Here is a 12,722-nt window from a genome sequence, read left to right as displayed (position 1 = left end):
CTCCCGGGACCAGCCGAATGCCCGGGCGGGGGGAGCGGCATGGACGGGCGGGCGTTCTCCCGGGGGCCGGGAACGGTTCCGGCGCCGTGGCCGCCGCCCGCGGACTGGGCGCGGCTGCGCCGCCGGCTCAGCGGGCCGGTGGTCCGGCCGGGCGACGCCGGCTACCCCGAAGCCAAGCGGGGCTTCTTCACGATGTACGACGACCGGGAGCCGGCGGCCGTGGTCGGCGCCGCGTGCGTCGAAGACGTCCGGGAAGCCGTCGGTTTCGCCGCCCGCCACGGGCTGCCGGTCGCCGCCCGCGGCGGCGGGCACGGCTACCCCGGTTACTCCACAGTGGACGGCGGGATCGTGGTGGACCTGAGCCGGTTTTCGGGTGCCGTCCTGCGCGCGGACGGCCGTGCCGTGGTCGGGGCGGGTGCCCGGCTGGGGCCGGTCGCGACGACGCTGGCCGCGGCGGGCCGGGTGCTCCCGGCGGGTGTCTGCGGCGCCGTCGGGATCGCCGGGCTCACCCTCGGCGGCGGGATCGGCGTGCTCGACCGCAAGTACGGGCTGACGTGCGACCTGCTCGAATCGGCACGGATCGTCACCGCCGACGGCGAGGTGCGCACGGTGTCCGAGGCGGCCGGGGCCGACCTGTTCTGGGCGCTGCGCGGCGGCGGTGGCGGGAACTTCGGGATCGTCACCGGGTTCACCTTCCGGACGGTGCGGGCCGCCGACGTCGTCACCTACTTCCTGGCGTTCCCGGTGGCCGCGCAGGCGGCGCTGCTCGGCGCTTGGCAGGAGTGGCTGCCCGGGATGCCCGACGAGTTGTGGTCGGCGATCGACCTCGCGGCCGGCCACGCCTGGGTCAACGGCACCTTCCTCGGTCCCGAGACCAGGCTGGACGCCCTGCTCGACGACCTCGTCCGGCGGGTCGGCACCGCACCGGCCGAGCGGCGCCGGCGGGTGCGGGACCACCTGAGCGCGATGCGGTCCTTCGACGTCCGGGCCTCCCGGCCGCCCGCCCGGGAGGCCTACGCCGGGACTTCGCGGATGCTGACGCGGCCGGTCGCCGACCCGGCCGCGGTGGTGGCGGTGCTGACCCGCGACCCGGCGGTCACCACGCTCGTCGACTCCGGCGGCGGGGCCATCGCGCGCGTCGGCGCCCGCGACACGGCGTTCCCGCACCGGCGGGCGCTGGCGAGCTTCCAGTTCTTACGCGACGCGGGCCCGGCGGACGGCGGCGAAGCCGGAGCACGGCGTTCGCTGGCGGCCGTGCGGGACGGGCTCGGGCCGGAATTCGGCACGACCGGGTACGTCAACTACCTCGATCCCGAAATGCCGGATTGGGCCGAAGCTTATTACGGAGAGAATCTGCCGCGGCTGCGCGATGTCGCCCGGAAGTATGACGATCGAGGAATTTTCGCCTTCCCGCAAGGACTTTCCGTACCCCCCTCGACTGTCCACATCGGAAAGACTTAGACTGCGCGGAATTTCCGGCAGAGAGGCAGCGCGTGCTCGATCTGGCATTCTCCACAGAGGACCTGGCGCACACCCGCTTCGCGTTCTCCCCGGCGTGGGAGATCGTGGCGAGCGTCCGCGTCCTCAACCAGCCCGGGGAACACGCCCTGCACCTGCCGTGGGTCAAGCGCGCCACCGCGGCGCTCGACGAGGCCGGGCTGGACATCGGCCTGCTGCGCGAGCTCGTCCCGCTGCGGCACCTGCCCGGCTTCCTCGCCGGCACGCCGAAGACCCCCTTGCCCGTCCTGGCCGAAGAGCTCGCCGACCTGCGGGACGTGCCCGCCCGCGTCGTGCGGCGCGAGCTGGACGCGATGGCCGGGCCGCGCACACCGGCGCTGAACCGCTTCCACCGCGACCCCGAAGCCGGGCTCGACCGGCTCGCGGCGCTGATGGAGCGGTACTGGGACCTCGTGCTGGCGCCCGACTGGCCGCGGATCCGCGCGCTGCTCGAGGCCGACGTGCTGCACCGGTCGCGGCTGCTGGCCGAGGGCGGGGCCGCCGAGCTGTTCAACGACCTCACGCCGCTGGTCCGCTGGCAGGGCGGCACGCTCACGGTGGCGCACCGGCACCTGCACGCGGCCGTGCCGCTCGACGGGCGCGGCCTGGTCCTGGTGCCCTCGGCGTTCGTCTGGCCGCGGGTGTTCTCCAAGACCGACCCGCGCTGGCAGCCGGTCCTGCGCTACCCGCCGCGCGGGATCGCGACGCTGTGGGAGACCGGCACGGCCACCGCGCCCGGCGCACTGGCCGCCGTGGTGGGCCGCGGCCGGGCGATGCTGCTGACCGAGCTGACCGCGCCGGCGTCGACCGCCGAGCTGGCGCGCCGGACCCGGCTGAGCGCCGGCGCGGTGTCCCAGCACCTCGGGGCGCTGAAGGCCGCGGGCCTGGTCAGCGGGCACCGTGCCGGACGTCACGTGCTCTACGCGCGCACCAGGGCCGCGGAAGTCCTGGTCGCGGGCGTGCCGGAAGTGGACTCCTGAGATAGCCGCGTACTGGCCTGCTTGAAGGGTCCACCGTCGACCTACGCTCGGAGACGTACCCCCGATTTCGTGTCGAAAGGCCTCGTCGTGTCCGAGCAGCAGTCCACTCCCAGTGGCACCGTCCAGTCCGTCACCGGCACCGCCAAGGTGAAGCGCGGCATGGCCGAGATGCTCAAGGGCGGCGTGATCATGGACGTGGTCACCGCCGAGCAGGCCAAGATCGCCGAAGACGCCGGCGCGGTCGCGGTCATGGCGCTGGAGCGCGTGCCCGCGGACATCCGCGCCCAGGGCGGCGTCGCGCGGATGAGCGACCCCGACCTGATCGACGGCATCATCGAGACCGTCTCGATCCCGGTGATGGCGAAGGCCCGCATCGGCCACTTCGTCGAGGCGCAGGTCCTGCAGTCCCTCGGCGTCGACTACATCGACGAGTCCGAGGTGCTCACCCCGGCCGACTACGCCAACCACATCGACAAGTGGGCGTTCACGGTGCCCTTCGTCTGCGGCGCGACCAACCTCGGCGAGGCCCTGCGCCGGATCACCGAGGGCGCGGCGATGATCCGCTCCAAGGGCGAGGCCGGCACCGGCGACGTCTCCAACGCCACCACGCACATGCGGCAGATCCGCGCCGAAATCCGGAAGCTGTCCTCGCTGCCGGAGGACGAGCTGTTCGTCGCCGCCAAGGAGCTGCAGGCGCCGTACGAGCTCGTGAAGGAGGTGGCGCAGAACGGCAAGCTGCCGGTGGTGCTGTTCACCGCGGGCGGCATCGCCACCCCGGCCGACGCGGCGATGATGATGCAGCTCGGCGCCGAAGGCGTGTTCGTCGGCTCCGGCATCTTCAAGTCCGGCAACCCGGCCCAGCGCGCCGAGGCGATCGTCAAGGCCACGACGTTCTACGACGACCCGGACGTGCTGGCCAAGGTCTCGCGCGGCCTGGGCGAGGCCATGGTCGGCATCAACGTCGAGGAGCTCCCGGAGCCGCACCGCCTCGCGGAGCGCGGCTGGTGACTTCCTAGACGTACTCGGAGATCTCGACACCGTAGGTACCCGGTTCGAGGGCTTCGAAGATGTGCGCGACATCCCCGGGGTAGCAGATGTAGTCGCCGGGGAAGAGCTCTTCCGGGTCGTCCATGACGCCCACGCGCGCCCGGCCCGCACACAGCACGATGTGCTCGACCACTCCGGTCATGTGCGGGTCGGAGCGCCGCGGCGTGCCCGGCTCGCCGCGCACCACGTAGATGTCGCGGCGGGCGCCGGTCGGGCACGCCGACAGCAGCGTGCAGGCGTAGTCGGCGTGTTCGGCGAACACCGTCGGGCCCTTGCCCGCGCGAACGACGCGGACCTTCGGCCGTTCCGGCTCGACCAGCCGCGAGAACGGCACGTCGAGGGCGACGCCGAGCGCCCACAGGGTCTCGACGCTCGGGTTGCCGGTGCCCGACTCGAGCTGGGACAGCGTCGACTTGGCCAGGCCGGCGCGGCGCGCGACCTCGGTCAGGGACAAGCCCGCGCGCGTGCGTTCGCGGCGCAGCGAAGCCGCGATGATCTCCAGCGGTGCGCCCGTCGGTTCCTGCGCCATGCCGTTCGCTCCATCAGTCGTTCTGTTCGCCTTGACGAACGCGGGGCCTTGTGTTCACCATAGAACACATGCGTTCGATATGGCGAACACTCGATCGGGGTCTCGCCCGCGACATCGGCCTGGTCTGCCTCGCCGATTGTCTCGTGGGGGTGTCCTACGGTGCCATCGCGGTGAGCTCGGGCTTCCCGCTGTGGCTGCCGATGCTGATGTCGGTGCTGGTCTTCGCCGGCGCCTCGCAGTTCATGTTTATCGGGATCGTCGCCGCGGGCGGCAACCCGTTCGCGGCCGTCCTGGCCGGCCTGCTGGCCAACGCGCGGCACCTGCCTTTCGGCTTCGCCATCGGCGACGTCCTGGGCAAGCGGTGGCCCGCGCGGCTGGCCGGCAGCCACCTGATGATCGACGAGTCGGTCGCGTTCGCGCTGGCCCAGCGCGAGGCGCACCACCGGCGCGCGGCGTACTGGGCCTGCGGGATCGGCCTGTTCGTCTGCTGGAACCTCGGCGTCGTCGCGGGCGCGTTCGCCGGGACGGCCATCAGCGACACCGACGTGTTCGGCCTGGACGCCGCCTTCCCGGCGGTGCTGCTGGCGCTGGTGCTGCCCTCGCTGCGCGACCGCGCGGCGCGGCTGCCGGTGCTGGCCGGCGTGGTGGTCGCCCTGGCGACGACGCCGTTCCTGCCGGCCGGGCTGCCCGTGTTGCTCGCGCTGGCGGGCGTGGTGGCCGGCGTCGCGGCGAAGGAGCCCGAAATGCAGGAGGCGAGCTGATGGACGGCGTGGACCTGCTGGTCGGCACGGCGGTGCTGGCCCTGGGGACGTTCGCGTTCCGGTTCGCCGGGCCGGTGCTGCGCAGCCGGGTGAAACTGTCGCCCCGCGCGGAGCGGTTGATGGCCCTGGCCGCGGTGGTGCTGCTGGCCGCGCTGGTGGCGGTCAGCGCGTTGACGGAGGGGCACGGGTTCGCGGGCTTCGCGCGGCCGGCGGGGGTGCTGGTCGCGGGGGTGCTGGCGTGGCGGAAGGCGCCGTTCGTGCTGGTGGTCGTGGCGGCCGCGGCCACGGCGGCGCTGCTGAGGCTGGCCGGGATCCCCTGAGCCGCGCGGCTGACCTGCCGTTAAGGCCGGGAGTGCGGGCGTCTAGGCTGGTGGGAAGGTCTTTCGGGAGGTCGGGTGTCGTCGGAGCCGGTCGTCGGTGTGCTCGCCATGCAGGGTGCCGTGCGCGAACACGTCGCGATGCTGGCCGAAGCGGGCGCGCGGGCGGTGCCGGTCCGCCGCGCCGCGGAGCTGTCCGAAGTGGACGGTCTGGTGCTGCCCGGCGGCGAGTCGACCACCATGTCGCGGCTGCTGGAGAGCTTCGAGCTGCTGGAGCCGCTGCGCGCGCGGATCGCCGAGGGCATGCCCGCCTTCGGCTCGTGCGCCGGGATGATCCTGCTGGCCCGGCAGACCCTCGACGGGCGGCCGGACCAGCAGCAGCTCGGCGGGCTCGACGTCGTCGTGCGGCGCAACGCCTTCGGCAGGCAGGTCGATTCCTTCGAGGCGGACCTCGACTTCGCCGAGGTGGACGGCGGGCCGGTGCGCGCGGTGTTCATCCGGGCCCCGTGGGTCGAGAAGGCCGGTGCCGGGGTCGAGGTGCTGGCCTCGGTCAGCGGCGTGCCCGGCGTGGACGACGACACCGCTAGGATCGTCGCGGTCCGGCAGGGGGCGGTGCTGGCGACCGCGTTCCACCCGGAACTGACGCCCGACGTGCGGGTGCACCGGCTGTTCGTCGACCTCGTGCGGAAGGCAGCCTGAGACGCGGTGCCCGGCCGGGGTACGGAACAGATGGAGGAGAGATGAGCGGCCACTCCAAGTGGGCCACCACGAAGCACAAGAAGGCCAACCTCGACGCGAAGCGCGGCAAGCTCTTCGCGCGGTTGATCAAGAACATCGAGGTGGCCGCCCGCACGGGCACCGGTGGTGGCGACCCGGACGGCAACCCGACGCTCTACGACGCCATCCAGAAGGCCAAGAAGAACTCGGTCCCGCAGGACAACATCGAGCGCGCCCGCAAGCGCGGCGCCGGTGAAGAGGCGGGCGGCGCCGACTGGCAGAACATCACGTACGAGGGCTACGGCCCCAACGGCGTGGCGGTGCTGATCGAGTGCCTGACCGACAACAAGAACCGCGCCGCGATGGAGGTCCGCACCGCGCTCACCCGCAACGGCGGCTCCCTCGCCGACCCGGGCTCGGTCGCGTACATGTTCACCCGCAAGGGCGTCGTGATCATGCCGAAGGGCGACGCGACGGAGGACGACGTCCTCATGGCGGTCCTCGACGCGGGCGCGGAAGAGGTCAACGACCTCGACGAGAGCTTCGAGATCGTCTCCGAGGGCGGCGACCTGGTCCCGGTGCGCAAGGCACTGCAGGAGGCGGGCTTCGAGTACGAGTCGGCCGAGCTGACGTTCCTCCCGTCGGTGAGCGTCCCCCTCGACGCGGACGGCGCGAAGAAGGTCTTCAAGCTGATCGACGCCCTCGAGGACTGCGACGACGTGCAGAACGTCTACGCCAACTTCGACGTTTCGGACGAGGTGCTCGCCGAGGTCGGCTGAGGTCGGGCTTTGTGCGTTGGAGGCCGCCAGGGGACTCTGTGTCCTTGGGCGGCCTTCGCGCTGTCGGGCGGCGGGGAACGTCTACGCACAGTGTGGCACTCCACGTTCCGGACGAGGTGCTCGCCGAGGTCGGCTGAGGTCGGCTGAGTTTTTCCTTGCCCCGCACGGAATCGCGGCCCGGGTCGGAAACTTTCCGGCCCGGGCCCTGTGTTCTCCCCGGATCGTCAGGCAGAATGTGCGCCGTGACCTCGACGACCCCCGCCGCCTCCGCCGATCTCGCCGCCGAACTGACGCCCGACGAACAGCGTCTGGTCGAATGGATCGAGGGGCAGGCGAAGGAACGCGGCAACGCGGTCATCACCGTCGCACCCGACGACGAGGGCGCCGGCTACTGCTTCACCGCGTGCGCGTGGGCGCTGCACAACGTGCCCGAGGCGGTCGTCGTCGGGCTGCCCGACCAGATGGGCCAGGTGCTGCTCGACGCGTACGTCGACCGCGCGGCCAACGGTGAGATCTTCGAGGTCGGAAAGCGCTACGACGACTTCTTCGACGGGGTCCCGGTCGTCCTCGAGCGCGTCAACAAGGGGCACTACCCCGAGTACTTCGGCTCGGCGTTCCTCATCTACCCGGACGGCGACTTCCCGGCGCTGCAGCTGATCGTCGCGACGCCGGAGGGCAAGTTCCCGTGGCACCCGGACGCGCCCGAGGGCTTCGCGCAGTGGCAGCCCGTGCTGACCGGCAGCGGTGACCCGGAGAGCTGGACGCCGGGCGTCGACGGCCCCTAGAACGCCCGCAGGTCGGCCGCCGCCTCCGGGTAACGCGCAGCCAGCTCCGAAGCCGGGGCGAACTCGATGCAGTCGTCCGTGTAGGGCGGCACCACGACGGTCCCCAGCAGGCTCCACGCACCGCGCGTGACCGTCGCCTGCCAGGTCCCGGCCGGCACGACGACCTGCGGCCGCTGGCCGGCGGCGACGTCGGTGCCGAGCACGGGCCGCTCGACCGAACCGTCCGGGTGCAGCAGGAGCATCGCCGCGGGCGCGCCCGCGTGGTGGACCCAGACCTCGACGCGGTCCAGCCGGTGCGGCGCGGAGAACTCCGGCGCGACGAGCAGGTAGTAGATCGCGGACCCGGCGGGGGAGCGCCAGCTCTGCGCCCACCGCCCGCCTTCGACGGGCAGGGGCTCGAGCCCCAGGTGGGTGACGAAATCGGCGGGCTCCGGCATGTCACCCATCCTGCCGCAGACGCGCCCAGTAGCCTCGTAGCTCGAACTGATGTTCGCGGCGAAAGGGAGAACGGGTGCGGGTGCTCGGGGTCGACCCCGGTCTGACCAGGTGCGGCCTGGGGGTGGTCGACGGCGGCAAGGGCCGCGCCGTCCGCTGCGTCGCCGTCGACGTGGTGCGCACGCCCGCCGACGCCGACCTGGCGCACCGGCTGCTCGGCATCTCCGACGAGGTCGAGCGCTGGATGGACAAGTACCAGCCGCAGGCCGTCGCGGTCGAACGCGTCTTCGCCCAGCACAACGTCCGGACCGCGATGGGCACCGCGCAGGCCGGTGGCGTCGTCGCACTGGCCGCCGCCCGGCGGGGCCTGCCGGTCGTCTTCCACACGCCCAGTGAGGTGAAGGCCGCGGTCAGCGGGTCGGGCCGGGCGGACAAGGCGCAGGTCACCGCCATGGTGATGCGCCTGCTCAACCTCGAGGTCGCGCCGCACCCCGCCGACGCCGCGGACGCCCTCGCCCTGGCCATCTGCCACCTCTGGCGCGAGCCGATGCGGGCCCGGCTCGCCGAGGCCGAAGCCCGCGCGGCCGAGATGGCCCGCACCCACAAAGCCCGCCTCGCCGCCGCGGCGAAACAGGCGAAGAAACCAGGAGCAGCGCGATGATCTCGTCGGTACGCGGAGAAGTCCTTTCGGTCGGCCTGGACCACGTCGTGGTCGAGGTCGGCGGGGTCGGCTTCGCCGTGCAGGCCACCCCGGCGACGCTGGCCACCCTGCGCCGCGGCGAGGAAACCCGGCTGCACACCGCGCTCGTCGTCCGCGAAGACTCGCTGACCCTCTTCGGGTTCGCCGACGTCGACGCGCGCGAGCTGTTCGGGTTGCTGCAGACGGTGTCCGGCATCGGGCCGCGGCTCGCGCTGGCCACCCTCGCCGTGCTGGACCCCGACAAGCTGCGGGCCGCCCTGGTCGAAGGCAACATCACCGTGCTCACCTCGGTGCCCGGCATCGGCCGCAAGGGCGCCGAGCGGCTCACCCTCGAACTGCGGGACAAGGTCACCGCCCTCGGCGGCACGGGCGACGTCCCCGCCGTCACCGCGCCGGGCGCGCTGCGCGCCGAAGTCGTCGAGGCGCTGGCCGGGCTCGGGTTCCCGGCCAAGCAGGCCGAGCAGGCCGTGGACAAGGTCCTCGCCGACGGTGACGGCCACACGACGTCCAGTGTGCTGCGTGCCGCGCTGGCCACCCTCGGCCGGAAGCGGTAGGGCGCGGCATGGAGTATGACGCCGTGAGCGAGGACGAGGACGAAGCCCTCTCGGCGTGGGCCCAGAGCGGCGACCGCGACGTCGAGGGCACGCTGCGGCCCCGCAAGCTCGACGAGTTCGTCGGCCAGCCGCGCGTGCGGGAGCAGCTCGAGCTGGTGCTGGAGAGCGCGCGCCGCCGCGGCGTGCCACCTGACCACGTGCTGCTGTCCGGCCCGCCCGGGCTGGGCAAGACGTCGATGGCGATGATCGTGGCGGCCGAGCTGGGCGCGGCCATCCGGATCACCTCCGGTCCCGCGCTGGAACGGGCGGGTGACCTCGCCGCGATGCTGTCCAACCTGGCCCCCGGCGACGTCCTGTTCATCGACGAGATCCACCGCATCGCGCGCCCCGCCGAGGAGATGCTGTACCTCGCGATGGAGGACTTCCGGGTCGACGTCGTGGTCGGCAAGGGCCCGGGCGCCACCAGCATCCCGCTGGAGATCGCGCCGTTCACGCTGGTCGGGGCCACCACGCGGTCCGGCTCGCTGACCGGCCCGCTGCGCGACCGGTTCGGCTTCACCGGCCAGATGGAGTTCTACACCGACGCCGAGCTCGAACTGGTCGTCCGCCGCGCGGCCACGATCCTCGACATCCCGATCGACCGCGACGGCTGCCAGGAGATCGCCGGCCGGTCGCGGGGGACACCCCGGATCGCGAACCGGCTGCTGCGCCGCGTCCGCGACTACGCCGAGGTCCGCGCCGACGGCAAGGTGACCCTCGAGGTCGCGCGCGCCGCGCTGGCCGTCTACGACGTCGACGAGCTGGGGCTGGACCGGCTCGACCGGGCCGTGCTCACCGCGCTGACCAGGTCATTCGGTGGCGGACCGGTCGGCATCTCGACGCTGGCGGTCGCCGTGGGGGAGGAGGCGACCACCGTGGAAGAGGTGTGTGAGCCCTACCTCGTCCGCGCCGGTATGCTCGCCCGCACCCCGCGCGGGCGCGTCGCTACCGCGGCCGCGTGGGAACACCTCGGCTTGGTGCCGCCCGCGGACCTCCCGGGGCGCCCGGACCAGGGCGGGCCGTCGCTGTTCGACGAGGACTGAGCGGCTCGTACCGGCGGGTGGGTGCTGGCGTCCGCGCTGGTACCTGGCACACTTGACAGGAGCACATACCCAAGAACCGGGCATTTCGGCATGGTGCCGTGTCCGTCGAACGGAGAATCATGCAAAGTCTATTGCTGCCCCTGCTCCTCGTGCTCGTCCTCGCCGTCCCGCTGGTGATGAGTACGCGCAAGCAGAAGAAGCAGCAGGCGGCGCAGCAGGACCTGCAGAACAGCCTGGCGGCCGGTGACCGCGTCATGACCACCTCGGGCCTCTACGGCACCGTGGCCGACGCCTCCGGCGACACCACGATCGACATCGAGATCGCGCCGGGCGTCGTCACCACCTGGCTGCGGCTCGCGGTCCGCGAGAAGGTCGAGCCGGTCGTCGAGACCGACGAGGACGCCGCCGACGAGGTGGAGGCCCCCGCCGAGGAGTCGATCATCGAGTCGGGCGCCGGCATCAAGGACGACGAGCCGCAGACCACCGCTCAGGTGGCGCCGCCGCTGGAGCACGGCAAGAAGTAGCCCGCGGATCCTCCCGGGCGCGCGCGAAAGCCCCGACGAAAGTCGGTGTGGCCTGCAACGCCGGGCTCACGCAGCACCGAGTAGTGTCTCGGTGCTGCGTGCGTGTCCGCCGTCATACCCGTGCCCGGGAGTGAATCGCACACAGACCTGGCCCCGGTAACCCTCCGGGGCGGGCACCGCATCGTTGGGGCAACCCAGTCCGAGGAGACCGAAGCACCGTGGCATCATCGGCCGGGCATCTCCGCCCGGGACGCTATCTCGCCTTCTTCGCCCTGATCGTGATCGCGCTGTACGCGCTGGTGTTCCTCACCGGCAACCACAAGCCGACCCCGAAGCTGGGCATCGACCTGCAGGGCGGCACCCGGGTCACGCTCACCGCCCGCACCCCCGACGGCGGTCAGCCGACCCGTGACTCCCTGAACCAGGCGCGCCAGATCATCGAGCGGCGCGTGAACGGGATCGGCGTCGGCGGCACCGAGGTCCTCCTCGACGGCAACAACGTCGTCATCACCGTCCCCGGCGAGCAGGGCGACCAGGCGAAGAACCTCGGCAAGACCGCGAAGCTGGGCTTCCGGAAGGTCGTCGCCAACGCGACGCAGCCGGTCGTGCCGCCGCAGCCGTCGGCGCCCCCCGCCACGAACACGCCGACGTCCGGTGCCCCGAGCAAGCCGGCCACGCCGTCCTCCGGCGCGCCCTCGGCGACGTCCGGCGCCCCGACGGCCACCAAGAGCGGTGGCGGCGGCGCTCCGGGCGCCGCGCCCGCACAGCAGCAGAGCACCTCGCCGGCCCCGCCGAGCTCCAGCACGCCGCCGCCGGCGTCGAGCCAGGCCCCCGCGCCCGCGGACGGTTCCGTCGACGCGGACACGGCGAAGGAGATCCAGGCCGCGAAGGCGCTCCGCCAGAACAAGGCCCTCATCGGCGCCGACGGCCAGCCGAACCAGGAGCTCGTCGCCAAGGCGATGGCCGCGCTCACCTGCGCGCCGAACGCCAAGGACCCGCTGGAAGGCAACGACGACCCGAAGCTGCCGCTGGTCGCCTGCGGTGACCACGACACGTACAAGTACCTGCTGGAGCCGGAGTTCCTGCCGGGCACCGAGATCGCCGACTCGACCTCGGGCTACGACCAGCAGCGCGGCCAGTGGGTGGTGAACCTCAGCTTCAAGAGCGAGGGCACCAAGATCTGGGCGGACTTCACCTCGAAGAACACCGGCCAGCAGGCCGCGTTCGTGCTCGACACGCAGGTCGTGTCCGCGCCGAACATCCAGGTCGCGATCCTGGACGGCAACACCCAGATCACCGGCAAGTTCACGCAGTCCGAGGCGAAGGACCTCTCGGACATCCTCAAGTACGGCTCGCTGCCGCTGTCGTTCGCGTCTTCGGACGCGACCACGGTGTCGGCCACGCTCGGCCTCGCCTCGCTGCAGGCCGGCCTCATCGCCGGCGGCATCGGCCTGCTGGTGGTGTTCATCTACTGCCTGTTCTACTACCGCCTGCTCGGCGTGCTCACCATCCTGTCGCTGGCCCTGTCCGGCGCACTGGTGTTCGCGGTGCTCGTCCTGCTCGGCCGCTGGATCGGCTACACGCTCGACCTGGCGGGCATCGCCGGCCTGATCATCGCCATCGGCATCACGGCGGACTCGTTCGTCATCTACTTCGAACGACTGAAGGACGAGATCCGGGAAGGGCGGACCTTCCGGTCCGCGGTGCCCCGGGGCTGGGTCCGCGCCCGGCGGACGATCCTGGCGTCGGACGGGGTCAGCTTCCTGGCCGCCGCGATCCTGTACGTCATCGCGGTCGGCGACGTCCAGGGCTTCGCGTTCACCCTCGGCATGTCCACGGTGCTCGACCTCGTCGTCGTGTACCTGGTGACGCACCCGCTGGTGGCCATGGTGTCCACGTCGAAGTCGAAGTTCCTGTCCAACCCGAGGAACCTGGGCCTCGGCGCCGTGCAGCAAGTGGGTTCGCAGCGTAAGAAGTCGACCTCGGTCGGCCGCGCGAACGTGAAGGAGGCCTGA

Annotated in this window: 15 protein-coding genes; 13 read left to right on the top strand and 2 right to left on the bottom strand. The window is 72.2% G+C overall.

Annotation, left to right across the window (positions count from 1 at the left end; translation table 11 throughout):
• Positions 1–39 precede the first annotated feature (39 nt).
• From ACYVLJ_RS33465 to pdxS, 3 genes are all read left to right on the top strand, one after another.
• Positions 40–1,461 (top strand): FAD-binding oxidoreductase, encoded by a 1,422-nt coding sequence (locus tag ACYVLJ_RS33465; RefSeq protein WP_460441665.1) that lies wholly within the window; start codon positions 40–42, stop codon positions 1,459–1,461.
• Positions 1,462–1,493: 32 nt separating this feature from the next.
• Positions 1,494–2,477, top strand: a complete 984-nt coding sequence (locus ACYVLJ_RS33460) for a DUF5937 family protein (protein ID WP_451988598.1) — start codon at positions 1,494–1,496, stop codon at positions 2,475–2,477.
• Between the two features lie 69 nt (positions 2,478–2,546).
• Positions 2,547–3,485: a pyridoxal 5'-phosphate synthase lyase subunit PdxS gene (pdxS, locus tag ACYVLJ_RS33455; protein ID WP_460441664.1), complete on the top strand. Its 939-nt coding sequence runs from the start codon at positions 2,547–2,549 to the stop codon at positions 3,483–3,485.
• 4 nt (positions 3,486–3,489) lie between these two features.
• Here the strand turns inward: pdxS and ACYVLJ_RS33450 are convergent, their stop codons facing one another.
• Complete coding sequence (locus ACYVLJ_RS33450) at positions 3,490–4,053, bottom strand: helix-turn-helix domain-containing protein (RefSeq protein ID WP_451988597.1); 564 nt, start codon at positions 4,051–4,053, stop codon at positions 3,490–3,492.
• Positions 4,054–4,121: 68 nt separating this feature from the next.
• Here ACYVLJ_RS33450 and ACYVLJ_RS33445 point away from each other — a divergent pair, with 68 nt between their 5' ends.
• The 5 genes from ACYVLJ_RS33445 to ACYVLJ_RS33425 all read left to right on the top strand — a co-directional run bounded on the left by ACYVLJ_RS33445 (position 4,122) and on the right by ACYVLJ_RS33425 (position 7,412).
• Entirely contained in the window at positions 4,122–4,814 is a 693-nt protein-coding gene (locus ACYVLJ_RS33445) for an AzlC family ABC transporter permease (protein ID WP_460441663.1), read from the top strand.
• Complete coding sequence (locus ACYVLJ_RS33440) at positions 4,814–5,134, top strand: AzlD domain-containing protein (RefSeq protein ID WP_451988595.1); 321 nt, start codon at positions 4,814–4,816, stop codon at positions 5,132–5,134. The genes ACYVLJ_RS33445 and ACYVLJ_RS33440 overlap by 1 nt, the downstream gene beginning before the upstream one ends.
• Before the next feature lie 75 nt (positions 5,135–5,209).
• Positions 5,210–5,830 carry a pyridoxal 5'-phosphate synthase glutaminase subunit PdxT gene (gene pdxT / locus ACYVLJ_RS33435; RefSeq protein ID WP_451988594.1) on the top strand — a complete coding sequence of 207 codons (621 nt, stop codon included), beginning with the start codon at positions 5,210–5,212 and terminating at the stop codon, positions 5,828–5,830.
• Positions 5,831–5,871: 41 nt separating this feature from the next.
• Positions 5,872–6,627 carry a YebC/PmpR family DNA-binding transcriptional regulator gene (locus ACYVLJ_RS33430; protein WP_451988593.1) on the top strand — a complete coding sequence of 252 codons (756 nt, stop codon included), beginning with the start codon at positions 5,872–5,874 and terminating at the stop codon, positions 6,625–6,627.
• A gap of 233 nt (positions 6,628–6,860) precedes the next feature.
• Positions 6,861–7,412 carry a DUF4262 domain-containing protein gene (locus ACYVLJ_RS33425; RefSeq protein WP_451988592.1) on the top strand — a complete coding sequence of 184 codons (552 nt, stop codon included), beginning with the start codon at positions 6,861–6,863 and terminating at the stop codon, positions 7,410–7,412.
• On the opposite strand, the gene ACYVLJ_RS33420 is transcribed toward ACYVLJ_RS33425, so the two are convergent.
• Entirely contained in the window at positions 7,409–7,849 is a 441-nt protein-coding gene (locus ACYVLJ_RS33420) for a cupin domain-containing protein (protein WP_451988591.1), read from the bottom strand. The genes ACYVLJ_RS33425 and ACYVLJ_RS33420 overlap by 4 nt on opposite strands.
• A 74-nt stretch (positions 7,850–7,923) precedes the next feature.
• Between ACYVLJ_RS33420 and ruvC the strand changes: the two genes are divergently transcribed.
• The 5 genes from ruvC to secD all read left to right on the top strand — a co-directional run bounded on the left by ruvC (position 7,924) and on the right by secD (position 12,722).
• The gene (gene ruvC / locus ACYVLJ_RS33415) at positions 7,924–8,508 is read left to right on the top strand and encodes a crossover junction endodeoxyribonuclease RuvC (protein WP_460441662.1); all 585 of its coding nucleotides are present in this window, start codon (positions 7,924–7,926) and stop codon (positions 8,506–8,508) included.
• Positions 8,505–9,101 (top strand): Holliday junction branch migration protein RuvA, encoded by a 597-nt coding sequence (gene ruvA, locus ACYVLJ_RS33410; RefSeq protein ID WP_460441661.1) that lies wholly within the window; start codon positions 8,505–8,507, stop codon positions 9,099–9,101. The genes ruvC and ruvA overlap by 4 nt, the downstream gene beginning before the upstream one ends.
• An 8-nt stretch (positions 9,102–9,109) precedes the next feature.
• Positions 9,110–10,183, top strand: a complete 1,074-nt coding sequence (gene ruvB / locus ACYVLJ_RS33405) for a Holliday junction branch migration DNA helicase RuvB (RefSeq protein ID WP_451988588.1) — start codon at positions 9,110–9,112, stop codon at positions 10,181–10,183.
• A gap of 119 nt (positions 10,184–10,302) precedes the next feature.
• On the top strand, positions 10,303–10,707 hold the full coding sequence (yajC, locus tag ACYVLJ_RS33400; protein WP_451988587.1) for a preprotein translocase subunit YajC: 405 nt from the start codon (positions 10,303–10,305) through the stop codon (positions 10,705–10,707).
• Between the two features lie 218 nt (positions 10,708–10,925).
• On the top strand, positions 10,926–12,722 hold the full coding sequence (gene secD, locus ACYVLJ_RS33395) for a protein translocase subunit SecD (protein WP_451988586.1): 1,797 nt from the start codon (positions 10,926–10,928) through the stop codon (positions 12,720–12,722).

The sequence above is a fragment of the Amycolatopsis stemonae genome, from assembly GCF_054781455.1.
Note: the sequence above shows the minus strand (reverse complement) of the source record. Positions and strands in the feature narration are given on the sequence as shown.